At 46.0% G+C, this 19,553-nt stretch carries 11 protein-coding genes and 1 pseudogene; 8 read left to right on the top strand and 4 right to left on the bottom strand.

The window, feature by feature from the left end:
• Positions 1 to 278: 278 nt before the first annotated feature.
• Complete coding sequence (locus tag QUB52_RS25345) at positions 279 to 2,054, bottom strand: SWIM zinc finger family protein (RefSeq protein WP_332975476.1); 1,776 nt, start codon at positions 2,052 to 2,054, stop codon at positions 279 to 281.
• Positions 2,055 to 2,394: 340 nt separating this feature from the next.
• Here QUB52_RS25345 and uvrA point away from each other — a divergent pair, with 340 nt between their 5' ends.
• Entirely contained in the window at positions 2,395 to 5,355 is a 2,961-nt protein-coding gene (uvrA, locus tag QUB52_RS25340; protein WP_332975477.1) for an excinuclease ABC subunit UvrA, read from the top strand.
• A gap of 172 nt (positions 5,356 to 5,527) precedes the next feature.
• Here uvrA and QUB52_RS25335 read toward each other — a convergent pair whose 3' ends face one another.
• Positions 5,528 to 6,067 carry a GAF domain-containing protein gene (locus QUB52_RS25335; protein ID WP_442923232.1) on the bottom strand — a complete coding sequence of 180 codons (540 nt, stop codon included), beginning with the start codon at positions 6,065 to 6,067 and terminating at the stop codon, positions 5,528 to 5,530.
• A gap of 289 nt (positions 6,068 to 6,356) precedes the next feature.
• On the opposite strand from QUB52_RS25335, the gene QUB52_RS25330 reads away from it, so the two are divergent.
• A complete protein-coding gene (locus tag QUB52_RS25330; protein ID WP_265239386.1) occupies positions 6,357 to 7,229 on the top strand; it encodes an alpha/beta fold hydrolase in 873 nt (290 codons plus the stop codon).
• Positions 7,230 to 7,382: 153 nt separating this feature from the next.
• Here the strand turns inward: QUB52_RS25330 and QUB52_RS25325 are convergent, their stop codons facing one another.
• A complete protein-coding gene (locus QUB52_RS25325; RefSeq protein ID WP_265239387.1) occupies positions 7,383 to 7,601 on the bottom strand; it encodes a chlorophyll a/b-binding protein in 219 nt (72 codons plus the stop codon).
• A 493-nt stretch (positions 7,602 to 8,094) separates the two neighbouring features.
• On the opposite strand from QUB52_RS25325, the gene QUB52_RS25320 reads away from it, so the two are divergent.
• Positions 8,095 to 8,661 (top strand): Crp/Fnr family transcriptional regulator, encoded by a 567-nt coding sequence (locus QUB52_RS25320; RefSeq protein ID WP_265239388.1) that lies wholly within the window; start codon positions 8,095 to 8,097, stop codon positions 8,659 to 8,661.
• Positions 8,662 to 8,833: 172 nt separating this feature from the next.
• Positions 8,834 to 9,514: pseudogene (gene hemB, locus QUB52_RS25315) on the top strand (porphobilinogen synthase); the annotation flags it as partial.
• A gap of 74 nt (positions 9,515 to 9,588) precedes the next feature.
• Here hemB and QUB52_RS25310 read toward each other — a convergent pair.
• Positions 9,589 to 9,756: a hypothetical protein gene (locus QUB52_RS25310; protein WP_265239389.1), complete on the bottom strand. Its 168-nt coding sequence runs from the start codon at positions 9,754 to 9,756 to the stop codon at positions 9,589 to 9,591.
• A 103-nt stretch (positions 9,757 to 9,859) separates the two neighbouring features.
• Between QUB52_RS25310 and QUB52_RS25305 the strand changes: the two genes are divergently transcribed.
• The 4 genes from QUB52_RS25305 to QUB52_RS25290 all read left to right on the top strand — a co-directional run bounded on the left by QUB52_RS25305 (position 9,860) and on the right by QUB52_RS25290 (position 19,387).
• Positions 9,860 to 10,042 carry a hypothetical protein gene (locus tag QUB52_RS25305; RefSeq protein WP_265239390.1) on the top strand — a complete coding sequence of 61 codons (183 nt, stop codon included), beginning with the start codon at positions 9,860 to 9,862 and terminating at the stop codon, positions 10,040 to 10,042.
• A 259-nt stretch (positions 10,043 to 10,301) separates the two neighbouring features.
• Positions 10,302 to 11,744, top strand: coding sequence for a hypothetical protein (locus QUB52_RS25300; protein WP_332975508.1), 1,443 nt, complete (start codon positions 10,302 to 10,304; stop codon positions 11,742 to 11,744).
• Between the two features lie 744 nt (positions 11,745 to 12,488).
• Complete coding sequence (locus tag QUB52_RS25295; protein WP_265239792.1) at positions 12,489 to 13,700, top strand: RNA-guided endonuclease InsQ/TnpB family protein; 1,212 nt, start codon at positions 12,489 to 12,491, stop codon at positions 13,698 to 13,700.
• 185 nt (positions 13,701 to 13,885) lie between these two features.
• Positions 13,886 to 19,387, top strand: coding sequence for a response regulator (locus QUB52_RS25290; protein WP_332975507.1), 5,502 nt, complete (start codon positions 13,886 to 13,888; stop codon positions 19,385 to 19,387).
• Positions 19,388 to 19,553 lie beyond the last annotated feature (166 nt).

Genomic DNA, 19,553 nt, shown 5'->3' with positions numbered 1-19,553 from the left:
GCCGTTATGGTCTGCGTTGTAATTTGTTATCAGCAATTTATAATTATGAGTTAGCTCTAGGGGGATTAAATTGAAAAATTTATATTATAGCATAGATTTTTTTTGCAAGAGGTCTATTATATCATAAAATTATTTTGCAAGAGGTCTAATGTGTCGATATTTGCAAATATCAGGGCGAACCCGCCCCTACAACACTTGAAATTATATCATCTCGGCGTAGCCAGAATTGATCTAATTGGGATGCTTTTATTTGTTCCGATTTACGGTCAACTTAAGACTCAATTTAAATATGAGTTTTTGAACAAGCCCATGAATTTCCGTTTCCGACCGTGTACTTCCATCAGTTGAGCGCGATAAGCAGACCAATCAACATTTAGCCCAGCTTGTATATAAGCAGCACGGGCTTTTTCTAGCCACTTAATCGCACTATCGTACTGGGCTGATTTCATTGCATTTAGAATTGATTCAGCGCGATCACAAGCATTGACGATTACCCAATCGGGGCTATGGGAAATTGCCGCCGTCATGACTCGGTGAACCAGTTCTGACTCGTAGGATGTGTCAACAAGGGCGATCGCCTCTTCAATCATTTTTTCATGCAGAAAAATATCGACCTTTGCTTCGGTAGAAGTGTACTTTTGAGTGGTTCTTACAATTTCCAATAAATCTGATTTCAAAAGTGACAAATTATCTCCTGATAACTCCAGCAATGAAAGATAATCACTCAAGGAAGGTTGAATTTGAAAGATTTTTATCTTGGCATTAAATGCAGATTTTTTTTCTCCCAATTCATCGGCTAATTCACTCATGCAAACTGCCAGTTTGTAGGTAGAATTGCCGGGTAAATCTAACCCAGCTTGACAAATTTTTAGAGCTTCTTCTGAGTATCCGTCTTCTTGTAAAATTTGAACTAGAGCAAAAGCCTCTTCGACTGATGTCATCTCGGTTTCCGCAGCTTTCACAGCTTCTTCTATTCTCCCCAAGCGAGCTAACATGGTCAGATATTGTTGAATACAGCCTTCTGCTTTGGCTAGGTATAAGTATTCTTGGTCGCGATTCTGGCGATCGAGAATTTGTAAGCGAGTCAAGGTTAATTCACGAGCATAATCTGGTGCATTGTCAGCCCAGATTCCCGATCCAGTAAGGTTTCCTTCCAATATCTGCTGGAGTGGCGGATAGTCCCAACCTTGGCGTAAAGCTTCCAAACTCATGCTGAAATCACAATCCCATTCATCGTTCCAACCTTCTAACATCACCTGGAAATCTATTTTTTCTTCTGCAGTTAGTTCAGCGGTCAAAATGGCTGCTGTCCAAGCTTCATCCAAAGCATTAGTGATTTCATAACTTTCAAAACCATATTCTTCTACGTCATCCCAATCATCAACGCAGCCTGCGGTAATGGCTTCTAAAATTACTAAGGCGTTTTGGCCTTCTCCATGTTCGCTGAATTCCTGGGCTTGCTGAATTAGTTCTAAAATTTCTTCTGTAATTGGGTCTTCTTCATCATATTCATACTCGGAATAATCCTCAGCTTTTCGGAAAATTTCTCGTACTTGTCGCCGAAAAGGAGCAGGATCGATCGCACTTTGGCGATGTATTTTCGTCAGTTGGTTTGTCGGCGCAGACACAGCGTTTGAGTTGACGTATAGTTCGATCGCATTTATCAGTGACGGTTCGTTGTCCACTAAATGCTCTACTAACTCATAGATTTGGGCGTCGTTGAGGCGAGAAAGTAAGTCTTCCAGCGTCTCGCCCTGTTCAACGCTTTCTGGTTCTCGCAGACACAAAAACAGCGTAGCGATAATGTGTTTGCACCATCCATCGCCATCGTAAGGACAAGTGCAGAAGACTCCAGATGTTAATCCGGCATGAGTAAAGGGTAGGGTAATACGGTAGGGTTCATATTGAGAACCGTATACTGTTGCTTGCACCATATTGCCACGGAGGACTGCGTTAGTCACATCGCCACCGAGATAGTAATCTTCGGCTCGGTTGAGCGATCGCTCAGAACTGTTATTCTTGATGATCGTTTTACTAAGTTTGGGAATAGGCATGACACTAAGCCTCAGCAATTAAAGGATGAGACTAGATTTTATCCGAAAAATGTCGATCAAACCATGCTGGGAATTGAAGTGGATTTGAAGCATCAAAGTTTGAAGGTTTTGCCCGACGGGCCGACGGAAACCTATCTTTACTATTCTTTAAGGTTAATCTTAATTGAGGAGAAGTAAACTTGTATCAACTGTCAACTGTCAACTGTCAACTGTCAACCGAACCCTCAACTGTCAACTGTCAACTGTCAACTGTTTAAGATTCTTTGATATTCTTGAGTTTGGATGCTATCTATTCCAAAGGCAGCGCTAAGATGGTTAAGCACTGTTTTGCACTACTCTCATGTCCCAACGCGCCGAAACCTCACACAGCCAGCCAAGTGCATCCCACAATGGGCATCAGGTGACGACTTCTAACTCCAACAGCCAAAATACGATTCGGATTCGCGGTGCGAGACAGCACAACCTGAAGAATATCGATTTGGAACTGCCGCGCGATCGCCTGATCGTGTTTACTGGTGTCTCCGGTTCTGGTAAGTCTTCCTTGGCTTTCGATACAATTTTTGCCGAAGGACAGCGCCGCTACGTGGAGTCTCTCAGCGCCTACGCGCGCCAGTTTTTGGGACAGTTGGACAAACCCGATGTGGACGCGATCGAGGGGTTGAGTCCGGCTATTTCGATCGACCAAAAGTCAACTTCTCACAACCCGCGATCGACTGTCGGCACTGTTACAGAAATTTACGATTATCTCAGATTACTCTACGGCAGAGCTGGCGAACCGCACTGTCCGATTTGCGATCGCTGCATTGCACCGCAGACAATTGATGAAATGTGCGATCGGGTGATGGCCCTTCCAGACGGCACTCGCTTTCACCTTCTGGCGCCCGTGGTGCGCGGAAAAAAAGGCACTCACCGCAAATTACTCTCTAGTTTAGCTTCCGAAGGATTTATTCGAGTCAAAGTTAACGGAGAAATTTTAGAACTTTCGGAAAATATCGAATTAGATAAAAATCATATCCACAATATCGAGATAGTTGTCGATCGGTTAGTTAAAAAACCGGGTTTAGAAGAACGTTTAGTGGATTCTCTAGCAACTTGTTTGCGGCATTCTGAGGGAATTGCGATAATTGAAGAGTTACCAACTGACGAAAATTCCGAACCCAATGGGCCGATCGTATTTTCGGAAAACTTTGCTTGTCCCGAACACGGCGCGGTAATGGAAGAACTTTCGCCACGGTTATTTTCGTTTAATTCCCCCTACGGTGCGTGCCCAAATTGCCACGGTTTGGGGAGTTTGCGGACTTTTGCGCCGGAGTTGGTCATTCCCGACGAGAAAGCGCCTCTGTATTGTGCGATCGCCCCTTGGTCAGACAAAGACAATTCCTATTATCTCTCTTTACTTTGCAGCGTTGCTGATGCTTGCGGATTTGCGATCGACACTCCTTGGTTCCGCTTGAGGCCAGAACATCAGCGGGTGATTTTGTATGGAAATGAGTCCAAACAAACAGCAGAAAGTAAGAATAGAGACAGCAACGGCAACGATTTTAGGAGAGATTTTAAGGGCGTAATTTCCATGTTGCAGCGCCAGTACGATGATACTGGTTCTGATTTGATCAAACAGAAGTTGGAACAGTATCGAGTCGATCGCCATTGCGATGTTTGTCACGGCAAACGGTTGAAACCAGAGGCGCTGGCGGTGCGGTTGGGACAGTACGGAATTGTGGATTTGACGAGCATTTCGATTCGCGAATGTCGGGAGAGAATGGATAATTTGGGATTGAGCGATCGACAATTCCAAATATCCGATTTAGCCCTGAGAGAAATCAAAGCAAGGCTGCAATTTTTGCTTGATGTCGGGTTAGATTATCTGACATTAGACCGTGCAGCCATGACACTTTCTGGCGGAGAAGCCCAGCGAATTCGGCTCGCCACTCAAATCGGTTCTGGTTTAACAGGTGTCCTCTATGTTTTAGACGAACCCAGCATTGGACTGCATCAAAGAGACAATTTTCGCCTGCTGCAAACCTTAACAAAATTGCGCGATTTAGGCAATACTTTGATTGTAGTAGAACACGATGAAGAAACCATGCGAGCGGCCGACCATATTATCGATATCGGGCCAGGTGCCGGCGTTCACGGTGGCAAAATCATCTCCCAAGGAAGTTTAGAAAACTTGTTAGCGGCAGAGGAATCTTTGACCGGAGCTTACTTGTCGGGAAAACGAGTAATTGAAACTCCGAATGAAAGGAGAAAAGGCAACGGCAAAGCTCTCTCGATCAAAAATGCGACGCGCAACAATCTAAAAAATATTGATGTGGAAATTCCGCTGGGAAAACTCGTCTGTGTGACGGGCGTTTCCGGTTCGGGAAAATCCACTTTAATCAATGAATTGTTGTACCCGTCGCTGCAACACTATCTCACCAAAAAAGTTCCGTTACCGCCCGATATGGAAGCCCTCAAAACAAAGGGTGAACGCTCTCTTCAGGATGTAGTTGACAAAGTAATTGTGATCGATCAATCTCCCATCGGTCGCACTCCGCGTTCTAATCCTGCTACGTACACGGGAGTTTTTGATGTGATTCGGGATTTGTTTTGTGAAACCGTTGAAGCGAAGGCAAGAGGTTACAAAGCGGGGCAGTTTTCTTTTAACGTAAAAGGCGGAAGGTGCGAAGCTTGCGGTGGCCAAGGCGTGAACGTAATTTCGATGAATTTTTTGCCGGATGTTTACGTGCAGTGCGAGGTTTGTAAAGGTGCGCGCTACAACCGGGAAACGCTGCAAGTAAAGTATAAAGGTAAGTCGATTTCTGATGTTTTGAACATGACTGTGGAGGAGGCTTTGGAAATGTTTAAAAATATTCCCAGGGCTGGTATAAGACTGCAAACTTTGGTGGATGTTGGTTTGGGTTACATTCAGTTGGGACAGCCAGCACCGACGCTTTCTGGGGGTGAAGCGCAGCGGGTGAAGTTAGCAACGGAACTGTCGCGCCGCGCTACTGGGAAGACGCTTTATTTGATTGATGAACCGACGACTGGTTTGTCGTTTTATGATGTTCACCACTTGCTAAATGTGCTACAAAGGTTGGTGGATAAGGGTAATTCAATTTTGGTAATCGAACACAATTTGGATGTGATTCGGTGCTGCGATTGGGCGATCGATTTGGGCCCGGAAGGGGGAGATAAGGGTGGCGAGATTATTGTGGCGGGAACGCCGGAGGAGGTGGCGGCAAATCCGAGGTCTTATACTGGGAAGTATTTGCAAGAGGTGTTGCTGCTGCATCCTTTAGGGAGTGCTGTAGCTAATTAGGACGTACGATTGAAATCGCTCCTATACAAACAAAACCCGCCTCCGCGGGTTGAATATCGGGCAATACGTTTGGGTTAAGAAAGTCTGCTCGGCAAAACGATGTGACTTCTTCAGTCCGCGGAGGCGGACTTTGTTTTTTGTAGGCGCGGTTTCAACCGCCGTCTTATCTGTATTAACTATCTTGAATTGTGGGAGACATTGCCATATTTTGTGCTTGTTTCTGCATGAATTCAATGTCCGCTCGCAACCAAGTGCGGGGCCCGCTGCACTGATGAGCAATTAACAGCCCCCACAGTCCTTTTTTTGTTAAAATTGGCACGACTAAATTAGCGCGCACCTTCAGGCTACGGAGAAAATCTCGGTGACATTGGTGAATTGGTTCTGTCTCAATATCTGCAATTGCTCTAACTCGGCCGGCTTCATACAAAGCAGCGTATTCATCGTTAAAACACTCGTCTGGCCCCGTCGAGCCCAAGATTGAGAGTTCGATCGCACTGAGCATCTCGCAAGTCACTCGACCTTGCCACTGTCTGTAAAAATAATACAGCACCGCGCGATCGCTCTGCACAACTTCTTGAATGTCGTATAGGGATTTTTCGATTAATACATCACGCTTTAGACGATCTGTCAAGCGGTTAATGATTTTTTGTAGATCGCCAGACATGGCATCAACTCCTTTAATTCCTAGTACAGCCATCTTTGCATCATTCAACTTTTATCCTCACAAATCCTCAACTTCTTGCGACTTGGGATTCTTGCCAGCTCAAAAATCAATGATTTTTGGCTTGATAGCTTTTTGGTTCTAAGTAAAAGTATACTAATGTTGTGACTGAGATAGCAATCTTTTCGGGAATAACCACAGGTGGGATGTTCGACAAAGGAAAAACGAAAGCCTGAGAGTCATCGGTCATTCCCAATTCTTCAACTCTTTAATTCTTTAATCTCAAATCTCAAATGGTATAACTGCTAGGATATCTCTATAGTTAGAGGAATTATCAGATATGTCGGTGATAGAAGCTGCTTGGAAACACGAATTTATCGCTACAAATAACATCAAGCTTCATTGTGTCACTCAAGGCAAAGGTCCGCTGATGCTGATGCTGCACGGATTTCCTGAATTTTGGTATTCTTGGCGTCATCAAATCCCGGAATTTGCATCAGATTATCAAGTTGTCGCTGTGGATCTCAGAGGTTACAACGATAGCGACAAACCCAAGGATAAATCTGCTTACGTGATGACAGAATTTGTGCAAGATGTCAAGGGAATTATTCAAGGTTTGGGGTATGAAAGTTGCGTCTTAGTTGCCCACGACTGGGGAGGCGCTATCGCCTGGAATTTTGCCTATGCTTATCCCGAAATGGTGGATAAATTAATTGTGATGAATCTACCGCATCCGGCAAAGTTTGCTGAAGGGTTGCGCACTCGCCAACAATTACTGAAAAGTTGGTACGTCTTTTTGTTTCAGTTGCCAGTTTTGCCGGAGTTGTTAATTCGGTTGCGCGACTATCGGGCGATCGATCGCGCTTTGCAAGGCATGGCTGTTGACAAAAGCACCTTTACCTCCTCAGATATCCAAGCTTACAAAGATGCGGCTGCCAAACCAGGTGCTCTGACTGCTACTATTAATTATTATCGCAATATTTCTCGCGGATTTCTCGATCGCCAGAATTGGGATGTCCTCGAAGTTCCGACGCTGATGATTTGGGGAGAAAATGATAGCGCCCTCGGCAAAGAGTTAACTTACGGGACAGCAGATTACGTGCGAGATTTTCAGATTCAGTATGTTCCCAATTGCAGCCACTGGGTACACCAGGAACAGCCGCAGTTAGTGAATCGCTACATGAGAGAGTTTTTGGCAAGCAAAGTTGTTTGAGCATATTTGCAGTTTGATTCGCTACAAGCGGCGATAGCAAACATATTTTAAACAAAAAAATAGTTTGTAATTAAGACTCCAGTCCTGACTACAAACATTTTTTATTATAAGCTATTGAACGAAGATTATCTTAAATCTATGTAACCGATCGCCCTAGCCTAAAGCATCTTTGAGGAAGGTAAGAAAGCTTTGTCCGGTTAAAATTTCTGTCGCCAGCAGGGAAACAAAGCCAATCATCGCAAAACGTCCGTTAACTTTCTCGGCGTACTTAGTAAATCCGGTGCTGACTGTCGCGTCTACATACATCTTAGGCTCGACTGCGAAGTTGTTCAGCAGGCCTTGGTCGTCAATCACAAGTTTAGATGAGTTCATTTGTTTTTCTTTGTTGCTTTATGTAAATAAATGTAACAGATTGTTAACTTGCATTAATATGATATAACGCACAAAAGTATGTGATATTGCTCACATACTTTTGTACTAAGATGAGCAATCAAAATCAAAAAATTGCTCGTCTGCTCGTTACCAGGCTCTGCCTGGTAATGCAGATCGGGAGGCTCTGCCTCTTTTTATATTTGTGTCCCGCAACAGGAAATGTGCCGATCGACCTTTCCCGCATCGCCGCCGAATTCCCCCAAATCAAAACCCTGACAGACAGTGAAGAGTCTCTACTCGCGAAACACCTAAAAAACAGCGTTTCAGCTTACGGATGAGAAAGCGGGTTTCTTGTCAGGGCTGGGCGCAGAAAGCCTAGATTTTTGTCAAGAAACCCGGTTTCTTTGATTTTTTGCGTAATCCACCAAGATAGTTGACAAATATTCTCAATTAATTTAAGCTGCATATTGTGTTCAAAGTAACGGTGAATCCCATGACTCTTTCCACCTACACTCCAGGCTTGTACGCTAGTTTCAAACACCAGACTTTCACCCACCGCCAGTTAGTTACCGTGCCGTCTAAAGGCTTGCTGCGGATTGAACGGGGAGCCGTCCGAGCAGTGACTTGGAGCGACCAGGGGACAGCAATGACCCTGGGATATTGGGGTGTTGGGGATGTGATCGGTCAGCCGCTGTCAGGTGTCCAACCTTATCAAATTGAGTGCAAAACTCATGTAGAAATTAGCTACATTCCTGCCAATTTGTGCGATCGATCCTTAGAGGAAATTTTCGCGCACGTTCAGCAAACTCAGGCATTTTTCAGCATAGTTCGCACCGAATCTCTGCGCGATCGCCTGCTGCAACTATTCATTTTGTTGGGCAAAAAGTTTGGTAGAGAAGTCGCACAAGGGCTGTTAATTGATTTGAGATTGACTCACCAAGAGATTTCTGAGGCGATAGGGATTACGCGGATTACAGTAACGCGGCTGATGGCGAGGCTAGAAGAAGAGGGATTGATCGATCGATCGCGCCCTCAATACATTGTCTTAACTTCCCGTTAACTTCGCGTTTTTGACATTGCTGAAAACAATTATATTGACATGAAAATCAGGTTTTCCAGTCCTCTTTTAGAGGACTTTCGCCCGACGCCAGGGGTTTAAACCCTTGGCGAGCCAACGGGGATAGTGCCAATTTATCTGATAATTATTATCATTATTGCAAAAATACCACGGCGGATTAATCCAGCAAACAGTCAAAGCCATCAAACAAAACATCCCCGAAATAATCGTAATTACCGACGTAGCCCTCGACACATTTACCAGTCACGGACACGATGGATTAGTTGACGAAAGCGGTCAAATTCTCAACGATCCAACAGTTGAAGTTTTAGTAAAAATAGCAGTTTCTCAAGCCGCTGCCGGTGCAGACATGGTAGCACCTTCCGACATGATGAACGGCAGAATCAGTGCAATTCGCCAAGCCTTAGATGCAGGGGGATACATCGATACAGGAATCCTTGCTTATTCAGCAAAATATGCCTCTGCCTATTACGGCCCGTTCCGCGATGCCCTTGATTTTGCTGCCAAATTTGGGGATAAAAAAACTTATCAAATGGATGCTGCTAATGCTAGGGAAGCACTGAAAGAAGTTGCTTTAGACATCGCAGAAGGTGCAGATATTATGATGGTAAAACCAGCTTTGGCTGATCTCGATATTATCTGCCAAGTGCGCGAAGCAACTAATTTGCCCGTGGCTGCTTACAATGTCAGTGGCGAATACGCGATGGTCAAAGCGGCGGCACAGTTGGGCTGGATTGATGAACAACGGATTATTTTGAAGACTTTGACGAGTATTAAACGGGCTGATTTGATTTTGACTTATTTTGCGAAGGAAGTTGCTTTGATGTTGCAGTAAGAGGGATTTTTAACCGCAGATTAACGCTGATGAACGCAGATATTTTTCAGATATCTGCGTTAATTTCAAGTAATTTAAGTTGTCGGTAATGCCTTCAACAGATAAGATCGAGTTCTCGTTAAAGTCGCACCCTTGGCATCTTTGTATGTGTAAGTTCCGTAAGCAGAAATATCGCCGAAATTATTGATGCCAGTAGCGCGAGCTAATGTCACCTTCTGGTCGCCAAAGGTGGGATTTGTCATTGCCAAATTGTTCAAATCTTGGAGTTTACCGTTGTTCCAGACGAAAGCGCGCTCTTGATTTATCCCATCCTGGGAGTAGCCGACTACTTGACCGAATTGGTTGATGCCGGCGGTTTGGCCGTTTGCGCCACCAAAGCTGCCGACTCGGACTTTTAAAAGTTTGACTGAAACTGCGGCGGAAGCCCGGATGAGTCGCGTTTACGGTGGTGCTCATTGGCCGTCGGACAACCGAGATGGGTTGAAGGCGGGCCGAAATTTGGGCAAGTATGTTGTGGAGAAGTTTTAGTAAGGATCGCAAATTAAATAACTTACAATTTTAATTGTTATTGTGGGGTGGGCGTCCCGCCCGTCCCACAAGGGCGGGCGGGACGCCCACCCCACAAACTTGTGTAAGTTATTTAATTCTCATTCCTAACAGGAATTACGCAAAATTTCTCAATGTATTTGACTCATGACTCATGACTCATGACTCATGACTAATGACTCATGACTCATGATTACCTGCTATATTTGTAGGCTTGATTTAATCATTAGTCATTAGTCCCGTGTTCTCAAAGATAACTATTCGGAATTTTACGATCGCCTTTTTAATCGCCCTCATCCTTGAGTTGTGCAGCCCGATCGCCATTTTTGCTCAAAACATCGAAACAATCAAATTCTCCGGCACTCCTGCGGGTGTCAGCACTCGCTACATCGGTGCTGTCGAGGGCAACATCAACTTTGACCTCAAAGATTTACAAGATTTAGGAATTAATACCTACCGCATTTACGGCGGGATGTCCCGGTGGGAACCCGAAGACGATGACGGTAAATACGGCTGGCCGGAAATCTCCCAAATTAAGGCAAATCCCAATATAATTAATTGGGCGCATTGGGATCAGATTATGACCGATCCGCCCCAGGGTAGCGATTATTGGTGGTCGGGAGAACCGGACACACTTTGGCAAGGCAATGCGAGGACTATTTTTAATACTCTGAAACAAGCAAATATTCGCCCGGTTGTCAGCATTCGCAATGTTGACAGTAGCTGGAATCCTTCCTGGGCGCTGCAACTGAATCCGCCCCGAACTAAAGAAGATTGGAACGAGTGGTGGGAACACGTGTTTGCTACTGTTTATTGGCTAAATGTTCGCAATGACTACGGCGTTGATGATTGGGAAATTCACAACGAACCGGATAACCGGGAACAGGGTTGGGGTGGGACTAGGGCAGATTATTTTGAATTGGTGAAAGTGGCCAAAGATGCGATCGACTTTGTTTACAAAACTTATTTGCCTTCGCGCACATACCGCATCCACGGCCCGAAAACCGTAGGCGGCAGCAATTGGCCTGCTGATGCTTTGCGAGAAATTCCCAATTATTTCGATACAGTCAATGTCCACAATTACGACGCAGATATTTCTAACTACACTCGCAAAGTGCGCGGCTGGATGAACGGTAGTATCCGCGCTAACTCGCAGCTTTGGGTGGGAGAATGGGGAAGTTATCAAATTAGCTATAACGATTTATCTTTAGCTTTAAGTTTGATTAAAAATTTGATTCGAGGTTCCCAACCGGGGGATAATTATATTTACGGTAGTCACATATTCAGTTTGTACGACTGGGGAAAGCCGGTACTGCCAGAAGGTTTGCTGGGCCCAGGCGGCAAGCGGCGCGCGGGCTACTATGCTTTGCGGATGGGGATTCGGGCTTTGCAGGGCCCGAAAGCTACCTTTTTTCCTGTCACTAACAGTGCTAATTTAATGGCAGTTGCCACTCGCGATGCTAGCAACAATGTTTATTTGCTGGCTGTGAACGACCAAGCAAAATCTTATACTGTTAATGCCGATCTTTCTGCTCTGATCAAAGGTGGTAATGGCACGGTGCGGGAGTTCAGTGTGAAGGCAATGGATGAGGTTGTTGGTAGCTTAACGCTGAAGGGCGGTAATGCGACTTTTGCGGTGGCGGGGAATAGCGCTATTCTCATCAAGTTCGATCGCCTGAATTGAATCTAAAATCCTCTGGATCAGTCGATTTGAGATTTGAAATTTTCCATTTTTAGATTTGAGATTTACTTCACAGATGAATCTGGTAGCTTGAACTTTGGTCTAAAATTTTGGGATCAGCGCGACTGAAGTCCGGGGCTTGTACCCGTTTTTGGGCGGGGTCAGAATTGGGATAAGATAGAATTAGTCATGATGGGAATTATTGATTTTCTGCCTGTTTTGCCCTGGAACCCTGGAACCCTGGAACCCTCAAACCCTTAATTAGACGGTTGAAATACCTAAATCTTTATGTTGTGATTCTCCTCCTGTCGCTGGTAAATTGGTAGCGTGTAGGTATCTTGCCTCCAACAGAATCCGAGCGAGAGTTTTGTTGAAGACGAGAAAGTCGGGTGCAGTCTAGACGATCGCAGAAATTCTTGCTCGTAAATCCGCAGCAGTTAGGCTAGGCAAGGAATTGCCGGCAATCCCACAGTCCGCCCTCTGGGGCGGAAACTGCAACGCAATCCTTGGACAGAGTTACCCATCAATAGACTTTTTGGGTAACTCTCTAGCGAGTCTTTCAATAACGTCACTAAGACTGCTGGCGGTAAGCTGAACCCGCTGTTCGTCTAACCACTTAGTGGCAGTCTCAGTCAGACTCAGATTGATTTTACGCTTAGGCTCGCTATAAATCTTTTTTCTCGACATTTTGACGTTCCGTATTAATTCCGTATAGAATAAGGATAATGCAAAAACGAAGCAAAGTAAATGTTACTCAGTTTCAAGACGGAACTAAAACCCAATAACAGGCAGGTGTCTAGATTTCGCCAGCATTGTGGAGTCGCTAGACACGCCTACAACTGGGGTAACGCTTTAATCCTGCAAGCTTTGGAGGAAAGGGGAACCGACAAGACAGTCAAAATCCCTTCTGCCATTGATCTTCACAAGCGCTTAGTGGCAGAAGTCAAGCCATTGTGTCGGTGGTACTACGACTCTTCCAAGGCAAGCCCTCAGCAAGCTTTAGCCGAATTGAGGACAGCTTGGGACAGGTGTTTCAAAAAGGTATCTAAGCAACCTAGGTTCAAGAAGAAGGGTGTATCGCACGACTCCTTCTATCTAGAGCAAGGAAGCAAAGCAAAGCCAGGAATAAATAACGACGGCAAGCGGATTAAATTACCTAAGATAGGTTGGGTCAGGTTGCACGAACCACTACCAATTACTGCTTTTCACAATTGCGTAATTAGTCGTAAAGCAGACAGATGGTTCATTGCGTTTAAGTGCGAAATAGAAAAACCCGTCCCTGCACCTGACCGCCCGACTATCGGAGTTGACATCGGCATCAAGACGCTAGCAGTCTGTTCCAACGGTCAAGTCTTTGACAATCCAAAGGCTTACCGTCGAATGAGTCGCAAGATGAAACGCCTACAACGGCGCGTCAGTAAGCGAGTCAAGGGTTCCAAGAACCGGAATAAAGCCGTCTCGAAGCTAGCTAAACTGCACTTAAAAGTGTCCAATATCCGAAAAGATGCTATCCACAAGCTGACAACTTACCTCGCCAAGAAACACGGCGAAGTCATAATTGAAGACTTGCACGTCAAGGCATTTTTAAAGAATCACAAACTTGCTGGTGCAGTCGCGGATTGCGGAATGTACGAATTCAAACGTCAACTCGAATACAAAACCCAAAAGTTTGGCTCTAAGTTGACGCTTGTGGATCGATTTTTCCCGAGCAGTCAAATCTGTTCAAGTTGTTGCAATCATCGGCACAAGATGCCGTTAAAAGTCCGAGTGTTTGAATGTCCCAACTGCGGAAACGTACAAGACCGTGACTTGAATGCAGCTAGAAATATAGAACGTTGGTTTGAAGGTATTTGTGTGCCCGAACGTTCAGAATTGGCGGTGAGTTCCACCGTGGCAGCCTGCGGAGTAGACAAACCCGACAACAGTCATGTTGTCGCTACGAAAGAAACAGGAAGTTAACACTCCCGGCTACCTATGTCCAGCTAAGTCTAGACTTGGGTAGCTTTGGGTAAGTTTAATGGAACGGTGATGTGAATCGTGCATAAACTTTGATCGCGCAGACGAAACCTCGCGAGCAAAACCTCTCAATCAACCCGCTGGCCCCGATCGAGCTTTTCTAACAAATATCACTTTTATGCCCCCTGATGTTTATTCCCTCCCTCAGTCAGGTCATTAACCGCAATCCCCTCACCGTCACCCCTGAGACGCCCGTAGAAGAGGCGATCGAGCTGATGAGCAGCACAGGAGCCAGTTACGTCCTCGTGGTAGAACCGCGCGGAAATTTTCAACTCGGAAATCCCACCAACGGGACTTCTCCACAGTCGCGGGAAAAGTTGGGTTTGTACAAAGGCGTACCGCGTGCAGTAAAGGCATCCGCCAACGGGATCAGTCTCAACGGCTCCAAAGCTTCCGAGCCGGGCGCCCAGACGGTGCTGGGCATTTTTACAGCGCGAGATGTCGTCCAGCTAAGTTCTATAGGCGCTGCTTTGAGGGGATTTGCGATCGAGCAAATCATGATCCGAACCGTAACCGTAGCGCGAGAATCAGAAATTCCCGACTTTTTTGCCTTAGCAAATCTGCTCGACAAACATCTGATTGGGCATTTGCCAGTCGTCAACGACGCTGAAGAACTTGTCGGTATAATTAGCTCCCAAAGCTTGGTACAACTGTTGCAGGAAATTGGGGGATCGACACAACCACAAATTAGCAACCCAAAGTCACCAGCAGCGCCCTTTGCCTTCCCTCCGCCGCTACCAATTTTACATCCGAAATTAGAGCTGCCTGCGAGTTTAATTAAACTCGCCCAAATCCCTCAAATCGGAGCCTCGCGAATTATTCACGCTCCTGCTACTGCTTCAGTTCGCTATTTGGCGCAACTGATGTTCCGACACAATGTTAGCTATGTATTAATCACTGAAACTCCCGAATCAAACTCGAATGGTGCTGCTACAAATTCCAAATTTACAAATCCCAACCTCCACAAACTGGTTGGCGTGGTAAGTTCGCGGGACATCGTGCAGTTGCAAGCCACGGGCAGAGACTCGAACAGAATTAGAGCGGGAGCGATTTGCAGCAGTTCGCCACCCCTGGTACGATCGCACTCTACCCTAGAAGCAGCCATCGCCCTGCTGCAAAAAAACTACTGCCAGTTACCTCTATTAGTCATCAACGACAGCAATCACCCGATCGGGATTGTCAATCCTCAAACTATCCTGTTACAAGCACTAGACTCAAAATCTCTGCATTCAGGCTTGATCGCTTTGCAGCGCCAGCTAGAATCTAGCAACGCGGAGTACAAAAGACTCTTGACAGAAATACAAATTCCGGCAGCCAATCGCCACCCAGGTGCAGAAATTGCTCACAACAGTAGCGTCGCGCAGCCCCCAAATCTCCCCGCTACCGTCAACAATCAGGGGATTTGGGATTGGAATCTCGAAACAGATGAGTTTTTTTATTCGGCGCGATGGCAAGAAATGCTCGGCTACAAAGCAGGGGAAATCTCGAATCGCCGATCGGAATGGTGGAGTCGCATCCACCGAGACGACATTGACGGAGTAAAGGCAGCTTTAGAAGATCACTTCGCTGAAAAAACAGCAGATTTTGCAGCAGAATATCGAATGCAATGCAAAGACGGCAGCACTGTCTGGGTGCTGAACCGAGGTCAAGTTTTGCGCGGCGCTACGGGCAAACCGCTGCGGGTAGTCGGAACTCATACAGATATTACTCCCAACCAGCAGTTAGAACTCAAAAACTGCGATGGCGTGGAGCAATTCCAAGTATTTGATGCTTTGAAAGCAACCGTAATTTTTCAGATGGATGCGGCGGGGATTTGGACATTTCTCAACCGCGCTTGGACTGAAATTACGGGTTTTTCGGTTGCCGAAAGTTTGACAACTAATTTTTTAGATTGGGTGCATCCAGATGAGCGCTCGCATTGTGCAAATTTATTGGAGTCTTTGCTGTCAGGGAAATCGGCATTTTATCGGCGAGAACTGCAAATTAAATACAAGTCGGACTCAGGCAAAAATGAATTAGAAATTTACAGTAATTCTGGTTTTGTTTCTGTTGAAATATTTGCCCAAGTTAGGCTGAATTCCCAAGGTGAAATAGTCGGAATTTTAGGAACTTTGCACGATGTCTGCAACCGCGTCGCAGGGGTTGAGGAACTGCGGGAAAGTGAGCGGGCAATTCGATCGCTCTACGAGGTAATGGTGGGCTCGTCAGGCTCTTTTGATGAGCGAACGGCCCGGTTGCTGGCAATGGGTTGCAGTCAGTTTGGGATGGATATCGGGCTGTTGGGCAGGGTTTTGGGCGATCGCTACGAAGTGCTCGCGGCTTATGTACCGCAAGATTTTCCCTTCGGATTTGCTAAAGGAGATGGTTTTTCTTTAAGCAGAACTTTCGAGCGAGAGGTTTTGCGATCGATCGAACCTATTTCGATCGAATCCGCCGGAACTACTGAGTGGAAGCAGCATCCCGCTTACGCCGTGCGCAGGTTGGAGGCTTTTGTCGGCACGCGGGTCATCGTCCAAGGGCGAGTTTTTGGCACTTTGAGCTTTACTTCCTGCACCGCTAAACCTCCTTTAAAACCGCTGAATTTAGAAATTTTAAAGTTGATGGGGAATTACATCGGCGCGGAAATTGCCCGCGAAGAGCGAGAGCGCACTTTGCAGCGTCAGTACCAGCGCGTTTTGCTGCTCAAGCAAATTACTCAAAAAGTGCGATCGACCTTAGACACTCAAGAAATTTTTCAGACTACCGCCACCCAAATCGGCCGCGTATTCGGCGTAAATCGCTGTACAATTCACACTTATCTTTCCCAACCTTATCCCCACCTTCCTTGCGTCGCAGAATACTTAGAACCTGGTCACGAATCGGCTTTAGATTTAGAACTTTCCGTGACTTACAACCCCTACACAGAAAAACTACTCGCTGAAGATATAGCCCTGGCATCTCCCGATGTGTTCACCGATCCTTTGCTCGAATCTTCAGTACCAATGTGCCGCCGCATCGGATTAAAATCTATGTTGGCAGTTCGCACTTCCTATCAAGGAGAACCGAATGGCATTATTACTTTGCACCAGTGCGATGCAACTCGCCAGTGGACTCCCGACGAAATTGAACTCCTAGAAGATGTTGCCGCTCAAGTCGGAATTACCTTAGCCCAAGCCCAACTTTTAGAAAAGGAAGTTCACCGACAGCAACAGTTAGCAGAGCAAAACGAAGCTTTGGAGCACGCGCGACAAGCGGCGGAAGTTGCTAACAGAGCTAAGAGCGAATTTTTAGCGACTATGAGTCACGAAATCCGCACTCCGATGAATGCGGTAATCGGGATGACCGGTTTGCTGCTGGATATGGAACTAACTACAGAACAGCGGGATTTTGTGGAGACAATTCGCACCAGCGGCGATGCTTTGCTGACTATTATTAACGATATTCTAGACTTTTCCAAGATTGAATCGGGCAAAATGGATTTGGAACGCAGCCCCTTCGAGCTGCAAAACTGTATAGAAGAATCTCTGGAATTGCTGGCTCCTAGAGCGTCGGAAAAAGGTTTAGAATTGGCTTACTTTATTGATGATTCTGTTCCAAAAAATATTTTAGGAGATGTCACGAGGCTGCGCCAAATTTTGGTAAATCTGCTAGGAAATGCAGTTAAATTTACAGAATCTGGAGAAATTGTCGTTTCTTGTACCGCTAGAAAAATCGAGCCGGTAGCTGCTAAGATTTTGCCGGAAATAACCAATATTCTAGCTCTGCAACCGCTAGCAATTAAGCAAGAACAGTTGCCAAGTACCAGACAATACGAGATTCAATTTGGTGTCCAAGATACCGGAATTGGCATTCCGCCAGACAGGATCGATCGCCTGTTTAAAGCTTTTTCGCAGGTGGATGCTTCAACAACTCGACAGTACGGCGGAACTGGTCTGGGACTGGCTATCAGCCAGCGTTTGAGCGATATGATGGGTGGTAAAATGTGGGTTGTCAGTCAGGTTTCTCCGGCAAGTTCTAAGTCTCAACCTGCTGTTTCTGCGATCGGACAAAGTATGGCAGGGACACCACCTGCGGGATTTTCTGCGCCGTCGATATCGGGTTCCGGTTCGATTTTTTATTTCACGGTAACTGCTGAAGCTAATGAAAGCGCGGTTGAGGAAAAACAGCCGGAATTTACTGTTGGCAAGCGTTTGTTAATTGCCGAGAATCATGCCATTAACCGACAAGTTTTGATCCGGCAAGCTGAGGCTTGGGGCATGATACCCGTGGCTGTAACTTCGGGCGCTGAGGCTTTGGAAATCATCAAAGAAAACTCGGCGATCGATTTGGCTATTTTGGCGATGAATCTACCAGATATGGACGGCGTGGCTTTGGCTGTGAAGATTCGTTCATGGGAGCTGAGCAATTTGTCTGGCGGCGAGGGGCTAAATCCGAATGTCATCAAAGTTACAAGTCCTCGCAAAGTTCCGCTACCTTTGGTGCTATTTACTTATTTGAGCAAGGCGGAAGTCTGGAAAAAACTTGAAACTACAGAAGTACATTTTTCGGCTTTTTTAACTAAGCCTCTAAAACAGTCGCAGTTTTATAATGTGTTGCTGCAAGTTTTTGGATATGTTGCCGGCAGAAGTGGCAAGGGAGAAGTTTCAAATGTGGCGACTTTGACTTCGGGATTGAAGTATTTTGAAAATTCTCAAGAACATCATCGCTCGCAGCGGACACCTGCGGTTTTGAGGCAGGTGGCGAGCAATTCTGTCGCACAGGATGCAGCTAATTCTACTCAAATTCGGATTTTGTTGGCGGAGGATAATGTGGTGAATCAAAAAGTAGCTACGCATTTGCTCGACAGGATAGGATATCGGGCAGATATTGCTGCTAATGGGTTGGAGGTTTTGGAGGCGCTGAAGCGGCAATCTTACGATGTTGTGCTGATGGACGTGCAGATGCCGGAGATGGACGGGTTGGAAGCGACGCGCCGCATTTGTGCGGAATGGCCAGCCAATAAGAAGCCGAGAATTATTGCGATGACGGCTAATGCGATGCAGGGCGATCGCGAAAAGTGTCTGGAAGCGGGTATGGACGATTATATTACTAAGCCGGTGCGCCGGGAAGAGTTGGCGATCGCCCTGGGCAAATGCCAACCCCTGCAACGGGATGAATTGGATGCCGTTGCTGAACTGAAAAATCAACATATTACTGACCCAGTTGACAGTGAGGCTGCTGGACACTCAATCGTTCAACCGGGAGCAAATTCGCCGATCGATTTTCATGTTTTGCAAAGTCTCCGCGAGTTAGACGATGAGGAAGACCCGGATTTTTTGGGGGAGTTGATTCAGATATATTTGTTAGATGCACCGCAGCAGTTAGAAACAATTAAGGAGGCTATTTTTCTCGGCGATGCTGATAGTTTGAAACTGGCTTCTCACACGCTGAAGTCGAGCAGCGCTAATTTAGGAGCGGTGTCTTTTTCGGAAGTTTGCAAGGAGTTGGAGTTGATGGGCCGCTTGGCGGTTGAGTCTGGAGGGGAACAGGTTTTTGATGCGAGGACGGCGCGCGATCGACTGTTGGAAGCCGAAACGGAGTGGGAAAAGGTACGGATGGCCTTTGAGACTGAATTAAAAACGGGGAAGTTGCGATCGCAAATGGGGAATTAGTCAGTGGTCATTAGTCATTGGTCACAGGGTAAGAGCATCTTCATTAAGCTTGACACAAAGGTTCAGAAGAACCTAAGATATGATCGGCGAAACAAGAAGTCAGAACCAGAAACATATAATCATTATTCATAGCTGCCCGCTTCATTTTTTGTCGGAGACTACGTTG

Source organism: Microcoleus sp. A6-C6, assembly GCF_036705955.1.
Lineage (GTDB): Bacteria > Cyanobacteriota > Cyanobacteriia > Cyanobacteriales > Microcoleaceae > Microcoleus.
This window is presented reverse-complemented; position numbering and strand designations above follow the sequence as displayed.

What these genes read in the sequence shown, in the direction of transcription:
- QUB52_RS25345 (WP_332975476.1), bottom strand. Translation starts at nt 2,054, where the DNA reads ATGCCTATTCCCAAACTTAGTAAAACGATCATCAAGAATAACAGTTCT.
- uvrA (WP_332975477.1), top strand. Translation starts at nt 2,395, where the DNA reads ATGTCCCAACGCGCCGAAACCTCACACAGCCAGCCAAGTGCATCCCAC.
- QUB52_RS25330 (WP_265239386.1), top strand. Translation starts at nt 6,357, where the DNA reads ATGTCGGTGATAGAAGCTGCTTGGAAACACGAATTTATCGCTACAAAT.
- QUB52_RS25325 (WP_265239387.1), bottom strand. Translation starts at nt 7,601, where the DNA reads ATGAACTCATCTAAACTTGTGATTGACGACCAAGGCCTGCTGAACAAC.
- QUB52_RS25320 (WP_265239388.1), top strand. Translation starts at nt 8,095, where the DNA reads ATGACTCTTTCCACCTACACTCCAGGCTTGTACGCTAGTTTCAAACAC.
- QUB52_RS25310 (WP_265239389.1), bottom strand. Translation starts at nt 9,756, where the DNA reads ATGACAAATCCCACCTTTGGCGACCAGAAGGTGACATTAGCTCGCGCT.
- QUB52_RS25305 (WP_265239390.1), top strand. Translation starts at nt 9,860, where the DNA reads ATGCCGGCGGTTTGGCCGTTTGCGCCACCAAAGCTGCCGACTCGGACT.
- QUB52_RS25295 (WP_265239792.1), top strand. Translation starts at nt 12,489, where the DNA reads ATGTTACTCAGTTTCAAGACGGAACTAAAACCCAATAACAGGCAGGTG.
- QUB52_RS25290 (WP_332975507.1), top strand. Translation starts at nt 13,886, where the DNA reads ATGTTTATTCCCTCCCTCAGTCAGGTCATTAACCGCAATCCCCTCACC.